The sequence below is a fragment of the Streptomyces sp. NPDC051243 genome, assembly GCF_044455405.1.
GTDB lineage: Bacteria > Actinomycetota > Actinomycetes > Streptomycetales > Streptomycetaceae > Streptomyces.
In genome coordinates this window covers 205,692-223,275 of sequence record NZ_JBITES010000019.1, presented here as the reverse complement: position 1 = coordinate 223,275, position 17,584 = coordinate 205,692, and the positions used below count along the sequence as shown (strand labels likewise).

The window sequence follows — 17,584 nt, the reverse complement described above, 5'->3', positions numbered from 1 at the left end:
ACCACCGGGGGGGGGGGGGGGGGGGGGGGGGGGGCGGCGCGCCCGGGGGCGGGGGGGGGGCGGGCGCCCCGGGGGGGGGGGGCCGCGGGCGGCCCCCCCCCCCCCCCCCCCCCCCCCCCCCCCCCCCCCGCCGCCCACCTTCGGACTCACCCCTGTCAGAAAGCCCCCTGTCAGAAAGCCGAGGTACCGTCATGCGCCGCAGACTTCTCGCCCTGGTGGCAGCGCTCTCCTCACTGCCGCTGGCACTCGCCGCCGCCCCGTCCGCCCACGCGGCCGACCCGACGACCATGACCAACGGGTTCTATGCGGACCCCGACTCCAGCGCGAAGCGATGGGTCGCCGCCAACCCCGGTGACGGCCGGACACCCGCGATCAACGCTTCCATCGCCAACACACCGACGGCCCGCTGGTTCGGCTCCTGGAGCGGCACCATCGGCACCGCCACCGGCGCGTACGTGGGCGCCGCCGACGCCCGTGACAAGTTGCCCATCCTCGTCGCCTACAACATCTACAACCGCGACTACTGCGGCGGGCACTCCGCGGGCGGAGCCTCCTCGCCGTCCGCCTACGCGAACTGGATCGCCCAGTTCGCGGGCGGGATCGCGGGCCGCCCGGCCGTCGTCGTCCTCGAGCCGGACTCCCTCGGGGACTACGGCTGCATGACCCAGGCGCAGATCGACGAACGCGAGAGCATGCTGACCGGAGCGCTCGCCGAGTTCAACCGTCAGGCCCCCAACACCTGGGTCTACCTCGACGCCGGCAACCCGGCCTGGGCGAGCGCGGCGGTCATGGCCCGGCGCCTTCACGAAGCGGGCGTCCGGCAGGCCCACGGTTTCTCGCTCAACGTCTCCAACTACCTGACGACGGCCGAGAACACCGCGTACGGCAACGCCGTCAACAGTGAACTCCGCGCCCGGTACGGCTACACCAAGCCGTTCGTCGTGGACACCAGCCGCAACGGCAACGGCTCCAACGGCCAGTGGTGCAACCCTTCAGGCCGCCGTATCGGCACCCCATCCCAGCTGGGCGGAGGCGCCGAGATGCTCTTGTGGATCAAGGTTCCGGGCGAGTCCGACGGCAACTGCGGCGTGGGAGCCGGCTCATCGGCCGGCCAGTTCCTCCCGGAGGTCGCCTACAAGATGATCTACGGCTACTGATCCGAACGCTGATCAGCGCCAACCGCGCCACGAGGTGATCTGAAAAACTTGCCGACTCGCGGCAACCCTGTGCGGAACCTGTGACGACAAGGAAGCGGATCCGGCCAGTTCCGGGCCCGGATCCGGCTTTCCGCTGTTGAACAGGATGCGAGGAGAACGTCTTCGATCTTGCCGAGGCGAGAACGACGCGAGCCTCTCGCCGTAGGTGTCGCCGTCCTGGTTCCTCCGGACGTCCGACGGATCGAAGCGCTTCAACAAGCCGCCCACACCACCGCGACACCGACCTCGTACGACGGCGAGCGAGCAGGGCCCGAAGGCCCCGGCCCCGTCGCTGGGGCACCCCTGGCGTCCCCGAACGCACCGGTCGGAGCGCCGTGGAGCAGAGGCCGATCTAGGCTGGAAACAGCCGCTGGAAACCAGCCCTGACGGGCACGGCTGTCCGGACGGAGGCATGGCGCGTGGAGATGGCCGGCAAGCAGGACGCCCCCACTGCCGTGGCCGTGGTGGACCCGGGCGGCATGGTGAGCGGCTGGAGCGAGGGGGGCCGGCTGCTGCTGGGCTGGACGGCGACGGAGATTGTCGGCCGTCCCGTGACCGACCTGCTGGTCGAGCCACCGCCACCCGGCTTCCCCGAGGGCTACGGCACAGGCCCCGACCCCACGGGGTTCCTCCCCCTGCGCCACCGGGACGGTTCCACGGTGGACGCCGTGCTGACGGCTCATCCGCTGCTGGGCCCCGACGGGCGGCCGCTGGGTCACGTGGTGACCGTCCAGCGCTGGGGACGGCGCCCGGTGATCGCCGACCGGGCCTTCGAACAGTCTCCCTTCGCTCTGGGCGTTTACGACCCTGAGCTGCGGTTCCTGTGGATCAACGCCTCCTCGGGCCGGGTGATCGCGCACTCGGAGGAGCAAGTGCTCGGCAAGAAGTACCGCGATCTGTTTCCCGAATTCGACCGCGAGCTTTTTCCCGAGAGGGACGACAAGCCCTACACCGACGCGCTCGCCGAAGTGGCGAGGACGGGCGAGGCCACGCGTCTCATCACCGTCTTCCGCCCGCTCGGCAGCAACTACGCCAACGCCTGGGCCACCAGCATCTGGCCGGTCCGGGATGCCGAGGGCAGGGTCCGCGCGGTCGCCAACTGGGGATTCGACATGAGCGCCGAGTACTGGGCCCGGCAGCGCCTGCTCATCCTCAACAAGGCCAGCGGCGGCATCGGCCGGACACTCGACGTGGCCGGCACCGCCCAGGAACTGGCCACGACCCCGGTGCCAGGATTCGCCGACCTCGTCAGCGTGGATCTCTTCGACGAGGTGCTGCGCGGAGAGGAGCCGCCCTCAGCGTCCGCGTTCACCCCCGGCGAGCCCCTCGCGCTCCGCCGTGCCGCCCAGCACAGCGCGAAGGAGGACACCGACCGGGCTCCCGGGCCGCCGATGCCGGTCAGTCACCCTCCCGGTTCCGTCGCCGCCCGCTGCATGGCCACCGGCAGGTCCACGGTCGAGCTCGCGGCTGAGCCCGGCCAGGGCGGCGAATGGGCGTTCGGGCCCGGGCTCGCCGCCGACCCGGCCCACTGGCCGCCGGGCAACCCGTTGATCGACGCGTCCATCGCCGCGGACGGGCTGACCGGCCGGATCACCGTGCCGCTCCGGGCGCGGGGCGCCCTGCTCGGGGTCGTCACCTTCTCCCGCCTGGACCGGCCCGAGGCCTTCACCGCCGACGACCTGATCCTCGCCGAAGAGCTGACCGCCAAGGCAGCCGTCGCCATCGACAACGCCCGCCGGTACTCGCGCGAGCGCACGACCGCGCTGACCCTGCAACGCACCCTGCTGCCGCAAGGGCTGCCGAACCAGGAGGCGGTCGAGGTGGCATCTCGCTACCTGCCCGGCGGGACCGGCGCAGAGGTCGGCGGTGACTGGTTCGACGTCATTCCCCTGTCCGGCGCCCGGGTCGCCCTGGTCGTCGGCGATGTCGTCGGTCACGGGCTGCACGCGTCGGCCAGTATGGGCCGGCTACGCACAGCGGTCCGCACCCTCGCCGACGTCGACCTGCCGCCGGACGAACTGCTGACCCACCTGGACGACCTCGTCCTCCACCTCGCCAGCGACCTCCAGCCCACGGGCCAGTTCGAGCCGACCGGCGAGTCCGGGGCCACCTGTCTGTACACCGTCTACGACCCTGTCTCCCGGCGCCTCACGCTGGCCAGCGCCGGCCATCCCCCGCCGCTGATCATCTCCGCGGACGGCACCAGGACCCCCGTACCCGCCCATCCGGGACCGCCGCTCGGCATCGGTGGGCTGCCTTTCGAAGCCACCGAGCTCGAGCTGCCCGAGGGAAGCCTGCTCGCCCTCTACACCAACGGACTGGTGGAAAGCCGCGAGCGCGACGTCGACCAGCGGATCGCCGAACTGCAGCGGGTCCTGAACCACTCGGCCACCTCCCTGGAGGCCCTGTGCGACACGGTGATGGACGCCATGCTCCCCGAACGCCGAACCGACGACGCCGCCCTGCTGCTCGCTCGCACTCGCGCGCTGGATCCCCACCATGTCGCCGACTGGGACGTCGAGCCCGACCCCGCGCAGGTGCCGCGCGCCAGGAAGTTCGCCGTCGATCAGGTGGATGACTGGGGCCTGGAGGAGGCGGCGTTCGTCACCGAACTGGTCGTCAGCGAGCTGGTCACCAACGCCATCCGCTACGGCGAGCCGCCGATCAGGCTACGGCTGATTCGCGACACCTCCCTGATCTGCGAGGTCTCCGACGCCAGCAACACCGCTCCGCACCTGCGCCGGGCCCGCGCCTTCGACGAGGGCGGCCGAGGCCTGTTGCTCGTCGCCCAGCTCACCCAAGGGTGGGGCACCCGGCACACCACCAACGGCAAGACCATCTGGTGCGCGCAGACCTTGCCCCCAGGCTGAGGCGCACTGAGAACCGACGTGAAGGCAGTCAGGGTCCGGGGTCAGGGGTCAGCCGAGTCCCCTGGCCCCCCGGACCTCCGGGGCACGAGCGCGATGAAGAGCGCGCGGCTCGGCCGCGGAGCGCCCCGAACCGGCGCCGTCGCGAATCTCGATCGCTCCCACCATGTGTACGGGCGCACACCATTTTGTCGAAGCGCTTCGAAGCCAACCAACGCCCGGCCCGTTGGCGCGGCCCGAGCACCCGCCTCGAGCAGCTCATGAGCACGCGCCCCATCCCTGCCCGAGCGGGACCGGGAGAGAACCCTTCTACTGTGTGCGCAGTGAGCAACGCCCGGTCACAAGGAACGCCATGCGCGACAGCCCCACCCCGGCGCAGTCGCCGGGAACCAGCCGCAGCACCTCGGCGACCATCCCGCCGAACATCCTGCGCTGCCTCACCCCCATCACCCGACGACCTGCCGGTGCGTGGTCGCCCGCCCGTCGGCCCGAGTGACGGTCCAGGTGCCGTCCTGGTTCTTGTCCACACTGCGGGCCCCGGTGCCGAACTCGATCCGGTCCCTGAGCCCGTATGCCTCGGCGAAGGAGGTCAGATAGGACAGGATCTGCCGGTGCGGCGGGTAGTCGGCGAAGTGGTCCGGCATCGGATAGCCGCCGAATCCGGAGAGGCTCTTGCTGGAGATGAAGTGGGCCGACTCGTACATCGGGCTGCCCGGGTTGTCGATGTCCCACAGCCCGCCCGGTCCCGTGTGGCGCTCGATGTGCGTGTACGGCAGGTCCCGCTCGGCCAGCGCCCGTGCGACCGCCAGCCCTGCGGGTCCCGCACCGATCACACAGGGGTCGTACTGGTTCTCACTCACCGGTCGGGCTCCTTTCCCTGATCTGTCACGTTGTGGGGAACCTATGCACCGGGCGGCCGGCGGGAACTGACCCCTGCGGCCACAGAGGGGACCGCAGCGGCCAGCGGGAGGCCGCAGCTGCCGTGAAGCGGCCACCGCCCCTGTTCTGCGTCAGGGGTGGTGGCCGCTTCACGGCGTCGAGCCGTCGGACAACCGGACTGAAGTGCTCACCTGGTCTCGGCGGCGGACCGGCCGAGGCCGCGCTCGGCCGATGCCTTCGGGCCACCGTCATCCGGAGCAGGGGCAGCGAGGCGAGGAAGGTCCCGAGCGCCAGGACGAGGCCGAGCGCGTCGGCTCCGGCGGCGTCGAGGACGGCTCCGACGGCCAGCGGTCCGATGCCGGTGACCAGGGCGCCCGCCCCGCTGAGGGAGGCGACCAGGCGTCCGGTCGGGTCGATGAGCGCCGCGGCGGCGAGCGTCTGCACCAGGACGGCCAGTTGGCAGGCCTGCCAGAGGACCGCCGCGACGGTGAAGAGCACGGGGTCGTGGGTGAGGATCAGGACCGCCATCGCGAGGGCTTGCGCCGCGACGAAGACGGCCATCGACCGCATCCGTCCGAAGCGCCGCGCCGCCACCGGACCCACCGCCGCGCCGACGAGCGCCACGACGCTGGAGATCGCGAGGACGGCCGATACGGCCGAGTGCGACATTCCGGTGTGCTGACGGCCCAGGACCGAGGCGTACGACCACGCGCCCTGGGTGACGGCCCACAGGAGCGCGGTCCCGAGGAGGAGAACCACGGACGGCTTGGCCGCGGTCGACTCGCCCGTACCGGCGGAAGCGGCGTCCGTCGGCGCACGACCGGCGGGGTCTTCTGGGAGTCGGCGTATCAGTGGCCAGGCGACGAGACAGCACAGCGCCATGAGCAGGAAGCCGGTGCCCGCCCCGAAGTCGTGGTTGGCCGCGGGAACGCCCATGATCAGCAGTGCCGTCGCCCCGACCACGCCGGAGATGGTGACGGCGGACGCCTTGTCGGCGTCGTCGGTGGCGGCGAGCGCGGCCGTGGCCGCCGCGTAGACCGCGCCGAGCCCCGCGCCGAGGACCAGGTTGGCCAGGATCAGGGTCACCGGGTCGGTGACCGCCGCTGCCCCCAGGAAGCCGACGCCCGCAACGGCCAGGCCCACACGCGTCATCCGCACCCGCCCCGGCCGCGCGGCCCGCTCGGCCAGCAGCAGCGTGACCACGGCGGTCGCCATCAGCTGGGTCGCGGCGACGAGTCCGGCGCCGGAGTCCGACATCGCGAAGCGCGAGGAGAAGTCGTCGACGAAGACGGGCATCACGTTCGCCCCGCCGTTGCCCAGGGTCACTCCGGCGATGAGTGCCACCGCCATACCGAAGGTCAGGGCGGAGCCGCTGCGGGCGTTCACCGGCCGTTCCCTGGCGAGGAGTTGGGGACTACCATCGTTCCTGGGCGGAGCGCGAGTGTGCAACGAGCATGGGAGCCTCACGAGTCAGGGGCACGAGCCGCGTTTCGGACGAGGGGCAGGAGTGGGGGGAGACGGTCAGCCGGCCCAGACGTCTTCCACGTAGTGGCCGGATTCGGTCAGGGCCGCCAGCCAGGAGGTGGCCTCGTCGTCGCCCGCGCCCGTGCGGTCGCGGTAGACCGCCATGAACGCCACCCGGACGATCGCGAGATTCTTCCTCGCGGGCTTCGACGGACTGACGATGCAGCACCTCTCAGTGCCGGACGAGGAAGCCGAAGCGGTCTGCATGCGGGCGCTGATCTCCGCCGTCCTGGCCATGGCCTGAGGACACCCGCGACCGGCGGCCGCCGGGAAGGTGACGTCGCCGCGACCGGCGAACGATCTGCGGCTCCTCGGACATGAGCCGGCACGCCTGGGCACGCCCTTCATCCGTCTCGCCGTGGCCGTGGGTCGTGGCGCCACCGAGTACACATGTCATGTTCTTGTCATTGGCGTTCCACGGGTGCATACATCCTATGTATAGCGCCCATCGACCGGAGCAACTCCCAGAAGTACCGCCACTGTGGCGCAACTTGGTCGCCACTCTGGACAACAGTCACGCCTCCCCTGCTAATACATCCCATGTTCCTCGTCGCACTGCGCCATGCGCCAACATCCGGGCGCCCCTCCGCAGACCTGCTCCGAACCTGAGCCGCAGCACCGTCCGTGCTGTTCTGTGAACAGTCAGGAGACCACCTTGTCCGAACCGATCAGTCGCCGCACAGTGCTGACCGGCATGGCAGCCACGACCGTTGCCGCAGCCGTCTCGCCGACGCCGGCGACCCCCGCCCACGCCGCCCCCTTCCCCGAGCCGCTGCCCCTGCTCCCACTCCGGATTCCTCAGTTGGACCTGGGCATCGAGCAGCAGTCCGACGAAAAGATCCAGTGGCTGCGGGACGCAAAGCTCGGCATGTTCATCCACTGGGGGGTCTACGCCGGCCCGGCCAAGGGCGAGTGGTACATGGAGAACGCCGCCATCCCCCCGGAGAACTACCGGAAGTACGTCACCGATGCCACCGGCGAACAGTTCACCGCCAGTGCGTACAACCCTGCCGACTGGGCGCAGCTGGCCAAGGACATGGGCGCCAGGTACACCGTCCTCACGGCCCGTCACCACGACGGGTTCGCGCTGTGGCCGTCCAGGCACCCGAACGCCTGGCACAGCGGACAGGCGCCCCTGCAGCGCGACTTCATCGGCCAGTACGTCACCGCCGTGCGCGACGCCGGGTTGAGGGTGGGTCTGTACTACTCGCCGTTGAGCTGGCGCTACCCCGGCTATTACGACGTCCGCGGTACCAACTGCCTCCCGAACAAGTGGGGTTACGTCACCGATGCCGCGCACAAGGAGAACGCGCGGATCATGAAGAACGAGGTGTACCAGCAGGTCAAGGAACTGGTCACCCAGTACGGCAAGATCGACGACCTGTGGTGGGACGGCGGCTGGCTCGGCCAGCAGGGTACCGACGCGGACGCCGCCTTCTTCTGGGAGCCCGGTAAGTTCCGCGACCCGCCAACGAGTGGCCCGTGGACGCCGCCTTCAGCGAGACCGACCCCGCCACCGGCAGGCCGCTCGGCTTGACCGGCCTGGTGCGCAAACACCAGCCCGACATCGTCACCACGCTGCGCTCCGGCTGGATCGGCGACTTCACCAGCGAGGAAGGCGGTTCCGTGCCGAGCGGCCCGATCCGCACCGGCCGGCTGGCGGAGAAGTGCTTCACCATCGGCGGCGCCTGGGGCTACACGGCCGGCGCGTCCGTGATGAGCTTCGGCGACATCATGAACATCCTGGTCAACGCCTGGGTGCGCGACATGACCGTCCTCCTCAACGTCGGCCCCGACCGCACCGGCACGGTCCCCGCCGACCAGGCAGCGGCCGTGCGCAGGGTCGGCTCCTTCCTGTCCACCTGCGGCCAGGCCGTCTACGGCACGCGCGGCGGACCGTGGGAACCGGTCGACGGACAGTACGGCTACACGTACAAGGACAAGACCTTCTACGTCCACCTGCTGCCCGGCTACAGCGGCACCTCCTTCACCACCCCGTCCACCGCGGACGCCAAGGTCACCCGCGTCTTCGACGTCGCCACGGGCACCGACCTGCCGTACACCACCGGCTCGGACGGCACCGTCACGATCACCGGCATCAACCGCACCCGCATCCCCGAGGACAGCATCGTCGGCGTCACCCTGGACCGAACCGTGCAGCCGACCGACATCGCCGCCGGCAGCACGGCGACGGCCAGCAGCGAGGAATCCTCCAAGGGCAACACCGCGGCCAAGGCCGTCGACGGCTCTACCGCCACCCGCTGGTGCGCGAACGACGGCAACACGGGGCACTGGCTGAAGGTCGACCTGGGCTCGGAGAGGTCGCTGACCGGAAGCCGTATCGCCTGGGAGTCCCCGGCCACGAACTACCGCTACCGGATCGAGGGTTCCACCGACAACGCCAACTGGATCACCCTGGCCGACCTGACCGCCACCACCGGCACCAGCCAGGTGCGGGTCTGCGTGTTCCGCGCTCAGGCACGGTATGTACGGGTGACGGTCACCGGGCTGCCCTCCGGCGTGTGGGCCTCGATCCGCAGCCTGGAGGTCTACGACCGTCCCGTCGGCGCAGACGCCGGCACCGTGCGCCTGGTGAACCGCGGGAGCGGCAAGGTGCTGGACGTCAGGGACGCCTCGTCCGCCGACGGGGGCGCCGTCGTCCAGTGGCCGTGGAGCGGTGGCACCAACCAGCAGTGGAAGCTGCTGCCGAACGCCGACGGCTCCTACCGGCTGTCCAACGTGCGCAGCGGCAAGGTCCTGCAGAGCCCGGGCGGCTCCGCCCAGGGCGACGGAGTGAACCAGTGGACCGACGACGCCGGCGACAACCAGTCATGGAAACTGGTGCCCTCCCGGACCAGCGGCTACTACCAGCTCGTCAACGTCCGCAACGGCTGGTGCGCCGACGTCAAGGACGCCTCCACCGCGGACGGCGCCCCCGTCATCCAGTGGCCCGTCACCGGCGGTTCCAACCAGGACTGGCAGATCCTCGCGGTGTGAGCCGCCGGGACGCTCGGTGAGGGAGAGGTTGTCCGGCCCGGATCGTCTGGCGTTCCGGGCCGTGCGGTCACGGCTCGCCGTTCCTCCGTGGCACCGCGCGCCGCGTGGACCGGCGAGGGAGCAGCACCGGTTGCGCGAGCCGACGCCGGTCCACGCCGCTGCGGCCGTTGATGACAGCGATCAGCAGGTCGACCGCTTCGGCGCCCACACTGTCCGGGCGGAGGCTGACGGTGGTGACCGGCGGGGTCGTCGTCGCGTAGTCCGGATCCTCGCTGATGCACGCCACCAGCAGGTCCCCCGGGACCCGAAGGCCCTGGCGGCGAGCGGCGGCGAGGATGTTGTGGCCGGAGTCGGAGTAGACGCCGATGACGGCGTCCGGTCGCGGTTCGTGGTGGAGCAGCCGGCCGACCGCGTCCTGTTCGGCCGTGAAGCAGTCGGGCAGCGAGGCGTACTCCTCGACGAGGGCGGGCACGCGGCGTTCGTCGCACCAGGACCGGTAGGCTACGCGCTCTCCGCCGAGGGCGCCGCCCCCGCCCGTCTGGGTCGCATCCACCCGCGGCACGGCTCCCCTTGGATCTCCGGCATCGCGCAGACCGTACTGGCGGTCGTCGTCACCGCCGTCTTCGCCGCGATCGGCGCTCACCCCTACAACCAGTTCCTGCTGTGGGTGAACACTCCGGGCGTGGTAGGCATCCTCGCGCTGCAGACGCTCGCGGCCTGCGCCGTGGCCGTCTTCTTCCGCCGCAACCCCGGCGCCCACGGGGCGGGACGGCTGCGCACGGTCGCCGCACCGGTGGCCGCCGCGTTCCTCCTGGCGGCGATGGGGGGGCTGGTCTGTACCCGCCTCCAGCTCTTCACCAGTGCCGCACCGGCCGTCAACTGGACACTGGTCGCGCTCACTCCGGCCGTCTTCGCGACCGGCGCGGCGCTCGCCCTGCGGATCCGCCGCAACCGGCCCGACGTCTACGCCAGGCTGGCCACCACGGACGTCGACTCGGTGTGAGCGAGGGCACGAGGCCCCGTCGCGGAGGGCGAAGTGACCGCGGCGGGGCCGCCGAAGCCTGAGCGACGCGCCTCACTCCCCCGGGCGGCAGCACGCCGGCGCACGGGTCCGCGGACAAGGCGCCCGGGCAAGGGAGGCAGCGGGCCGTCGGCCGGCTCGGGCGAGCAGGCCGGGCGAAGCCAGGCGGAACGGGCCCGCCCCGTGAGCCGGGCGAAGCCAGGCGGAACGGGCCCGCCCCGTGAGCCGGCCGTTCGATGCGCAGGTCATGGCCTGCTAGCCGACGGCCGACGGCCGACGGCCGACGGCCGACGGGCAGTGGGGGCGGGTTCGCCCAGGGACACCACACGGCTCGCGCGGGCCGGTACCGGAGCCGGACTGCGTCACGCCCCGGCGGCCTCGATGAACTCGCGCACGGCGGTGCTCGGGTCACCCGAGCGGACCAGAGCCTCACCGACCAGAACCACGTCGGCTCCCCAACCGCGGTACTCCGCCACGTCCTTCGGGCCCGTCACTCCCGATTCCGCGACCCTGACCGTGCCTTCCGGGATGGCCGTCACCAGGTCGGCGAACACACCGCGATCCACGTCCAGCGTTGTCAGGTCCCGCGCGTTGATGCCGAGGAGCTCGGCTCCCGCGGCAGCGGCGCGCCGCACCTCGTCGGCCGTGTGCGCCTCCACGAGCGGCGTGAGACCCAACTCCTTGCACAGTCCCATGAGATCGGCCAGTTGGCCGTCGTCCAGCGACACGACCATGAGAAGCGCAAGATCGGCGCCGTGTGCGCGGGCTTCCCACAGCTGATAGGGGTCGACGATGAAGTCCTTGCGCAGGACGGGCACGTCGACCCGGGCACGTACGGCGTCCAGGTCGGCGAGAGAGCCGCCGAAACGCCTGCCCTCGGTCAGCACACTGATCGCGGCGGCACCGCCGGCCGCGTACTGAACTGCGAGGGATGCGGGGTCGGGGATGTCTGCCAGCGCACCCTTGCTGGGGCTCTTGCGCTTCACCTCGGCGATGATGGACACCCCGGGCGCCCGGAACGCGGGCAGCGGGTCGATCGCGGGTGCCGCGTCCGCTGCCCGGGAGCGCAGTTCCGCCAACGGCGTCGCACGCTTACGCTCTTCCAAGTCTTCGCGGACTCCCGCGAGGATCCCGTCAAGGACGCTCATCGTCGTCTTCCTCTCGATTGTCTTCGGTCAAGTGTCGTGTCCCGGCGACCATGGCCGCCGGCCGGGGTCGTCCGTGCGGACACGGGTGCGGGCAGCAGCATGGTGCCGAAGCCCCGGGCTTGCCCGGCCACGCCCTCCCCGCTCCCCTCGCTCTTGAGCCGGATGCCGCCGCAGGCGGGGCTCAGGCCAGGCCGAACCGCTCGGCGTGCACTTGCCGGCGGGGGACCTTCAGCCCGCGCAGAGCGCTGAGCACGGCCGAGGTCATCGCGGGTGGGCCGCAGACGTACACGTCGCGCTCGGCCATGTCGGGAACCAGCGCACGCAGGTTGTCCGGCTCGAACGGCGAGTTCCCCTCACCCGTACGGCCGGTGAGCAGGTGCAGCCGTCCGCCGCGCGCAGCGACCAGGGCTCGCACCTCGTCGACCAGCACGGCGTCGTTCTCGCTGCGTACCCGGTACAACACGACGACATCGCCGGCCGGTTCCTCCTCCAGCAGGGCTCGAACCGGCGTGATCCCCACGCCTCCGGCGATCAGCAGTGCGCCGGGCCTCGTGCGATGCAACGAGGTGAACGCCCCGTACGGCCCCTCGACGAACGCGCGGCTCCCGACCGGGACCTGCCGCAGGCCGGCGCTGGTGCTGCCGACCGCCTTGGCGGTCAGGCGCAGGGTGCGGCCGTCGGGTGCCGCCGACAGCGAGAACGGATTCGCCAGCCACCAGTGGTTGTGCCCGGGGAACCGCCAGATGCAGAACTGGCCCGCCCGGGCCGGCAGCTTGTCGAGGTGGCGGCCGGTGACGCGCACCGAAACCACGTCGTCCGATTCCGCCACCACCTCCACGACCCGGAATCCGTGATAGGCGTTGCGCCACAGAGGCAGGACGATCCGGCCCGTGACCAGGGCACCGAACGCGAACAGCCACAGGGCCCACCAGTAGATCATCGCGGCCGCGGAAGAGCTGAAGGTCGTGGTCTCCTGCAACTGGTGGACGAACGCCAGCCCCAACGCCAGGTACAGCAGCAGGTGCAGGCCGTGCCAGGTCTCGTACCGCAGCCGCTGCCTCACATACCGGGCGGAGACCGCGGCGACCACGACGACGATCGCCGCGGCCAGCATCCCGAGCAGGGAGGCCGGCACTCCGGCCAGCGCGAAGAACGTCTTCGTCATCGACGCGTCATCGAGCCTCGCATAGCCCAGCACCACCAGCACGGCGTGGGTGAGGAGGGTCCACAACAGGGTGAAACCGACCCACCGGTGCCACACCGTCAGCCGGTCCATGCCGATACGACGGTCGAGCCACGGCAGCCGGGCCACCAGCAGCAGCTGGAACAGCATCAGCACGGCGGCGTGCAGGCCGAAGAACTTGGCGACCGTGAGCACCCCGTTCTTGCCGGTTCCGGCGGTGAGGAACAGAACCTCGACGATCACCAAGTTGGCGATGACGAACGTCCACAGCGCCCACCGCGCCGCAACGACCGGAGATATGGTGCTCTGCCGCACCTGTGAAATCGTCGCTTCCACCGCTTCTCCTCTTGTCCGGGTGACGCACTCGCGCTCGGCCTCCGCGAGGTTGCGAGGAGTCTCCCAGCGTCCTCACCCGACAGGGCCCCGATCGCGGCAAGAATTCGAACTTCGCTCCTCGACCGGCGGCGGCCCCGGCTGCCATCGCTGGGTAGGTTGAGTGATCAAGGCCTTGACCACAAGCCGTCGGCAGCACTGCTCACCGGCAGCCATACATGGGATGTTCGCGGGCCAGTCCCACGAGGGACAGAGCAGCCAACTGACCGTACTGGCAGCGGTGTTCATGCGAAACGGCGCAGACCTCGCACCGAGCCGCCGATCGCAGATTTCCTGCATTCATGGGATGTCCCAGCCGGGATCGTGGTATCTATACGGTGCGCTCACAGCGCAAGAGGCTCCCCCACCCACGTCGTTCTGCCAGTACGTCAGGCGGCCGCCGACGCCGGAGGAAAGGCACTGCGGCCGAGTTGCTGACACGAACGGCGATCAGCCCCGCTGATTCAGCAATCACTCGCAGAAGAGGACGCTGCATGAGAAAGCCCTGGGTCCGCCCCCTGATCACGCTTGCCGCCGTCGCACTCGGGGTGACGGCGGCAGGTGTGACCCCTGCCTCCGCCGCCCCCACCACGCCCTTGCGGGTCATGCCGTTGGGCGACTCGATAACCTGGGGCGTGGGAAGCAGTACCGGCAACGGCTACCGCGCGCCGTTGTGGGACAAGCTCGCGGCGGACGGCCATCCGCTGGACTTCGTGGGCACGTTGCGGGGCGGTTCGATGTCCGACCCCGACAACCAGGGCCACTCCGGATACCGCATCGACCAGATCGCCGCGCTCGCCGACGCCTCGCTGACCCGCTACCGGCCCAACGTCGTGACACTGCACATCGGCACCAACGACCTTCAAGGGGCGTCCGAGGCCAACACCGCCATCACCCGGCTGAGGTCGCTGGTCAACCAGATCACCGCCGCCGCCCCCGACGCAACCGTCCTCGTCGCCTCCCTGGTCGTGTCCACCAGCCCCTCGGAGGAGCAGCACCGGGGCACGTACAACCAGGCCATCCCCCAGATCGTCCGGGACGCACAGGCCGCGGGCAAACGCGTCGCCTTCGTCGACATGAGCAGCCTGACCACGGCCGACCTGGCCGATCCCCTGCATCCCAACGACTCGGGCTACCAGAAGATGGCCGACGCCTTCCACCGCGGCGTCCAGGCCGCGGACAGCGCCGGGTGGCTGAGGAGCCCCGCCCCCGCCCCCGCCCGCGTACAGTCCGGCATCACCGGCAAGTGCCTGGACGTCAACGGCGCCGGCACCGCCGACGGGACCGCCGTCCAGACGTGGAGCTGCGGTGACGGCGCCAACCAGTACTGGTCCGCCTACACCGACGGCACCCTGCGCTCCATGGGCAAGTGCCTCGACGCCGCCGGCGGGGCCACCGCCAACGGCACCAAGGTGCAGCTCTGGGCCTGCCACGGCGGCGCCAACCAGGTGTGGCAGCCCTACAACGGCGGCTATCGCAACCCCGCCTCCGGCCGCTGCCTCGACGTTCCGGGCGCCTCCACGACCGACGGCACTCAGCTCGTGCTGTGGGACTGCAACGGCGGCGCCAACCAGAAGTGGACCACTCTGACCGCCGGGTGACCTCGCAGGCCCGGCGGTGCGGCCAACTGGCGCGGCAGTGAAAGGCGCACGTGGTACGCGGTGCCGCTCCGGGGCTGCCGGCGATGCGTAACCGCCCGCACGCCGAGCAGTCCCGCCGCCGCCCCCTGCTCGTCCGTATCGCCACCGCCCGGAGGGCGGTACGACGCTCGACGCGCGGGCCCCGCTGGAACGCATCCCCGTGTTCACACGGGAAGGGGCCGACGTCGCGGCACGGCTCAGTTGAATCCACTCACCACGGTCTGTCCAGCACCGCGTCGGCGGTTTTGAGCACCAGGTCGTGCTCGCGTGTCAGCTGGGGCCTCAGCGACAGTACGCCGCCGGGCCCCGCGCACCGGATCGCCGGGAACACGCTGACGTCCGGTCGGTCGACGAGGTCCCCGGTCACCATCGCCAGACGGATCTCCGGCCCGCCGTAGGCGCTCAGCCGCAGATCCCACAACGCCTCTTCCCCGGGATGGAGTTCCGCCACGACGTCGACCGGCAGGGCGATGCGGAAACGGCCGTACCGATCAACATGACAGGAAGCGTCTATGAGGTGACCGCCGTTTGCCTGGAGCCGGGCCACGAAGCGGTAGTGGTGCGCCCGCGCCGTCTTTCCGTGGAGCGAGCCCGTCAACCGGATCGCCTCGTCGTCGACTTGGACCGCCGACACCTCCGCGTGCGCCGGCCGGAGCCAGGTGCGCACAGCGAGGCCTCCCTCTTCGGTCGGGTACGGGATCCACGTCCGCCCTCCCGCGTCCGCCGACCCGAGAGCCGCCGGATCCAGCAGGCGCGCCGTCTCGACGAGCCCTGCGCGCAGTGGGCGCCGCCTGCTGCCGCTCGCGCGTTGGAGGAACACGTCCCAGTCGCCCTCGGCGAGTTCCCAGTGACGTTTGTCGAGGACGGCCCGCGCGCGGCCGTCGCCGGCCGTGTCAGCCTGTTCGAGTGGCAGCTGGGGAGCGTCGGCGCTGCTCTTGTTGCGGGGGTGCAGGACCAGCTTCCATGCACCCGGGGCCAGTTGGTCCGCGGACGCCTCAAAGGCAAGCGAGCCTCCCGGCATGACCTGACAGCTGACCGTGACCGGCCGGCCGATTCGGGCAACACCCAGGCCGGGCAGCCGAGTTCGCCGCAGCGGTCGGGCCGCGGCTCTCGACGACCGGCGCACCGGCTCCGGCCGAAGGGCGGCGAACAGGGCCTCGTACTGCGCGGCTATGTACTCGGGCCGGAACTGTTCGGAGTTCCGCCGGGCCGCCGCTGCCATCCGCCTGCGCTCGGCCTCGTTCTCGATCAGGCGGCAGAGCGCGTCGGCGAGCGCGTCCTCGACCGGCCCGTGGTCCGCGACCAGGAGGCCGTCCTCGCCGTGCGTGATGATCTCGCGGGGCGCGTGGTCGCAGTCGGTGCTGACCACCGGGAGCCCGCAGCTCATGGCCTCCACGACCGACGTGCCGGACGGTTCGCTGCTGCTGGACACCACGGCGAGCGCACCCTTGGCCCATTCCGGGTCCATGGGAGTGCGAGCGCCCATGAGGAGGACGTTGTTGTACAGGCCGCGTTCCTCGATTCGGCGACGCAGCCGGAGCCGCTCCCGGCCGCGTCCGTAGATCCGCAGACTCCAGTCCGGGTGCACGGCCGCGACTTTGGCGAACGCGTCCACGAGACGGTCGTAGCGCTTCGTCGGCGTCAGCCGGCCGGCGGCCAGCACGATCCGCGACTCGCCGGTGGAGGGCTCGGTGTCGGGGACGGGACAGCAGACCGGGATGCGCGTCACCCGTGTCCGCACGCCGGAGTGCGCCGCACGGTGGGCGCGCTCGTCGGCCTGGGACAAGGTCACGTAGGCATCGAGGCGGGAGACGGCCGCGTCCAGGTCGCTCAGTAGCGCCGTCCCGTGCGCGGCACGGCCCGCGTACTCCTGGCCGAGGCGGAGATAGTCGGTGCGTCCGCGCTCGGCCAGGAAACAGACGAGGTAGGGGCGCGTCGCGATCACCACGTCGGCGTCGGTGCTCCGGAGGTACGCGGCAAGGCGCGTCTCGCCGAGCCTGCTGGGCGGTGTCCAGCCGGCGTGGATGGCATCGTGCGGGCAGACGATTCCGGGCGATCGCAGGTCCGCCGCCTCCACCGCGGTCCGCCGGGAGGTGGGACGCAGATCCACCAGCGTTCGCGTCGTCACCCCGTCCGCCACTGCGAGCGACATCCGGTCGGCGGTCCGGTAGTAGGAGACGATCTCGACCTCGTGACGTGCCGCGAGTGCGGCGGCGAGGTTGGTCGTGGCGCGGACCGTGCCACCGATCGTGTAGGCGTTGTGGAGCAGAAAGCTGATCTTCACGGTCGCGTCACTCGTCAGAGGAGGCGATGAATGGGGAGGTGGGCCGAGGCACGGGAGTGCGGCCCTGCTCGGGGGAGTTCCACCAGGCCGTGCCGGCGGCGCGGATGGTGTTGGTGCCGCAGGCACCTCGCCGGCGTGCTTCAGCAGCGCCAGGTTCTCCTTTGTTCCTCCAGACCGCGAAGGCGTTGTCCTTCAGCAACTGCCGGTCGGACAGGGCCTGGTTCGCCGGCGCGGTCGCGGTCCTGGTCCTCACTCTGCTCATTCACGTACTCCTCATGGGTGGTGGCGTGCACCGCCATCCCACCTCGACCCCATGAGGCATTCACTCCGCCGATCAGCGGGACCACCCCCGCCGACAGGCCGGACTCGGGCCATCCGAAGGAGGGACGGCGCCACCAGCCGAATCCGCGTCCGCGCGGAAATTCGGCCTGGCGCCTCCCTGTCAGCCCAGCGACGACGTCGTGATCGCGGCG

13 protein-coding genes and 2 pseudogenes are annotated in these 17,584 nt (G+C 71.0%); 7 read left to right on the top strand and 8 right to left on the bottom strand.

Going from position 1 to position 17,584, the window contains the following annotated elements; all coding sequences use genetic code 11:
* Positions 1–191 precede the first annotated feature (191 nt).
* Complete coding sequence (locus ACIBAG_RS38640; RefSeq protein WP_399111917.1) at positions 192–1,157, top strand: glycoside hydrolase family 6 protein; 966 nt, start codon at positions 192–194, stop codon at positions 1,155–1,157.
* A 464-nt stretch (positions 1,158–1,621) separates the two neighbouring features.
* The gene (locus ACIBAG_RS38635) at positions 1,622–4,066 is read left to right on the top strand and encodes a SpoIIE family protein phosphatase (protein WP_399111915.1); all 2,445 of its coding nucleotides are present in this window, start codon (positions 1,622–1,624) and stop codon (positions 4,064–4,066) included.
* 306 nt (positions 4,067–4,372) lie between these two features.
* Here the strand turns inward: ACIBAG_RS38635 and ACIBAG_RS38630 are convergent, their stop codons facing one another.
* The 3 genes and pseudogenes from ACIBAG_RS38630 to ACIBAG_RS38620 form a co-directional block, all read right to left on the bottom strand.
* Positions 4,373–4,504, bottom strand: coding sequence for a hypothetical protein (locus ACIBAG_RS38630; protein ID WP_399111914.1), 132 nt, complete (start codon positions 4,502–4,504; stop codon positions 4,373–4,375).
* Between the two features lie 11 nt (positions 4,505–4,515).
* A pseudogene (locus ACIBAG_RS38625) lies at positions 4,516–4,923 on the bottom strand (NAD(P)-binding protein); the annotation flags it as partial.
* A gap of 25 nt (positions 4,924–4,948) precedes the next feature.
* A complete protein-coding gene (locus tag ACIBAG_RS38620) occupies positions 4,949–6,328 on the bottom strand; it encodes an MFS transporter (RefSeq protein WP_399111912.1) in 1,380 nt (459 codons plus the stop codon).
* 256 nt (positions 6,329–6,584) lie between these two features.
* Between ACIBAG_RS38620 and ACIBAG_RS38615 the strand changes: the two are divergent.
* The 3 genes and pseudogenes from ACIBAG_RS38615 to ACIBAG_RS38605 form a co-directional block, all read left to right on the top strand.
* Positions 6,585–6,710, top strand: a pseudogene (locus tag ACIBAG_RS38615) (TetR/AcrR family transcriptional regulator); the annotation flags it as partial.
* Positions 6,711–7,160: 450 nt separating this feature from the next.
* Positions 7,161–8,003 (top strand): alpha-L-fucosidase, encoded by an 843-nt coding sequence (locus tag ACIBAG_RS38610; RefSeq protein WP_399111911.1) that lies wholly within the window; start codon positions 7,161–7,163, stop codon positions 8,001–8,003.
* Positions 7,949–9,463, top strand: a complete 1,515-nt coding sequence (locus ACIBAG_RS38605) for an RICIN domain-containing protein (protein WP_399111910.1) — start codon at positions 7,949–7,951, stop codon at positions 9,461–9,463. Before ACIBAG_RS38610 ends, ACIBAG_RS38605 begins: the two co-directional genes overlap by 55 nt.
* A gap of 67 nt (positions 9,464–9,530) precedes the next feature.
* On the opposite strand, the gene ACIBAG_RS38600 is transcribed toward ACIBAG_RS38605, so the two are convergent.
* The gene (locus ACIBAG_RS38600; protein ID WP_399111909.1) at positions 9,531–10,106 is read right to left on the bottom strand and encodes a substrate-binding domain-containing protein; all 576 of its coding nucleotides are present in this window, start codon (positions 10,104–10,106) and stop codon (positions 9,531–9,533) included.
* 39 nt (positions 10,107–10,145) lie between these two features.
* Between ACIBAG_RS38600 and ACIBAG_RS38595 the strand changes: the two genes are divergently transcribed.
* Positions 10,146–10,466 (top strand): hypothetical protein, encoded by a 321-nt coding sequence (locus tag ACIBAG_RS38595; RefSeq protein ID WP_399111907.1) that lies wholly within the window; start codon positions 10,146–10,148, stop codon positions 10,464–10,466.
* A 380-nt stretch (positions 10,467–10,846) separates the two neighbouring features.
* Here the strand turns inward: ACIBAG_RS38595 and trpC are convergent, their stop codons facing one another.
* Together trpC and ACIBAG_RS38585 are read right to left on the bottom strand one after the other, a co-directional pair.
* Positions 10,847–11,632, bottom strand: coding sequence for an indole-3-glycerol phosphate synthase TrpC (gene trpC, locus ACIBAG_RS38590; RefSeq protein WP_399111906.1), 786 nt, complete (start codon positions 11,630–11,632; stop codon positions 10,847–10,849).
* A gap of 181 nt (positions 11,633–11,813) precedes the next feature.
* Entirely contained in the window at positions 11,814–13,130 is a 1,317-nt protein-coding gene (locus ACIBAG_RS38585; RefSeq protein WP_399111904.1) for a ferric reductase-like transmembrane domain-containing protein, read from the bottom strand.
* A 551-nt stretch (positions 13,131–13,681) separates the two neighbouring features.
* Between ACIBAG_RS38585 and ACIBAG_RS38580 the strand changes: the two genes are divergently transcribed.
* The gene (locus tag ACIBAG_RS38580) at positions 13,682–14,788 is read left to right on the top strand and encodes a ricin-type beta-trefoil lectin domain protein (RefSeq protein WP_399111902.1); all 1,107 of its coding nucleotides are present in this window, start codon (positions 13,682–13,684) and stop codon (positions 14,786–14,788) included.
* 250 nt (positions 14,789–15,038) lie between these two features.
* Here the strand turns inward: ACIBAG_RS38580 and ACIBAG_RS38575 are convergent, their stop codons facing one another.
* Together ACIBAG_RS38575 and ACIBAG_RS38570 are read right to left on the bottom strand one after the other, a co-directional pair.
* Complete coding sequence (locus ACIBAG_RS38575; protein ID WP_399111901.1) at positions 15,039–17,111, bottom strand: glycosyltransferase; 2,073 nt, start codon at positions 17,109–17,111, stop codon at positions 15,039–15,041.
* A 7-nt stretch (positions 17,112–17,118) separates the two neighbouring features.
* Positions 17,119–17,373 carry a hypothetical protein gene (locus ACIBAG_RS38570; RefSeq protein ID WP_399111899.1) on the bottom strand — a complete coding sequence of 85 codons (255 nt, stop codon included), beginning with the start codon at positions 17,371–17,373 and terminating at the stop codon, positions 17,119–17,121.
* Positions 17,374–17,584 lie beyond the last annotated feature (211 nt).

What these genes read in the sequence shown, in the direction of transcription:
- ACIBAG_RS38640 (WP_399111917.1), top strand. Translation starts at nt 192, where the DNA reads ATGCGCCGCAGACTTCTCGCCCTGGTGGCAGCGCTCTCCTCACTGCCG.
- trpC (WP_399111906.1), bottom strand. Translation starts at nt 11,632, where the DNA reads ATGAGCGTCCTTGACGGGATCCTCGCGGGAGTCCGCGAAGACTTGGAA.
- ACIBAG_RS38570 (WP_399111899.1), bottom strand. Translation starts at nt 17,373, where the DNA reads ATGAGCAGAGTGAGGACCAGGACCGCGACCGCGCCGGCGAACCAGGCC.
- ACIBAG_RS38610 (WP_399111911.1), top strand. Translation starts at nt 7,161, where the DNA reads ATGGCAGCCACGACCGTTGCCGCAGCCGTCTCGCCGACGCCGGCGACC.
- ACIBAG_RS38580 (WP_399111902.1), top strand. Translation starts at nt 13,682, where the DNA reads ATGAGAAAGCCCTGGGTCCGCCCCCTGATCACGCTTGCCGCCGTCGCA.
- ACIBAG_RS38635 (WP_399111915.1), top strand. Translation starts at nt 1,622, where the DNA reads ATGGCCGGCAAGCAGGACGCCCCCACTGCCGTGGCCGTGGTGGACCCG.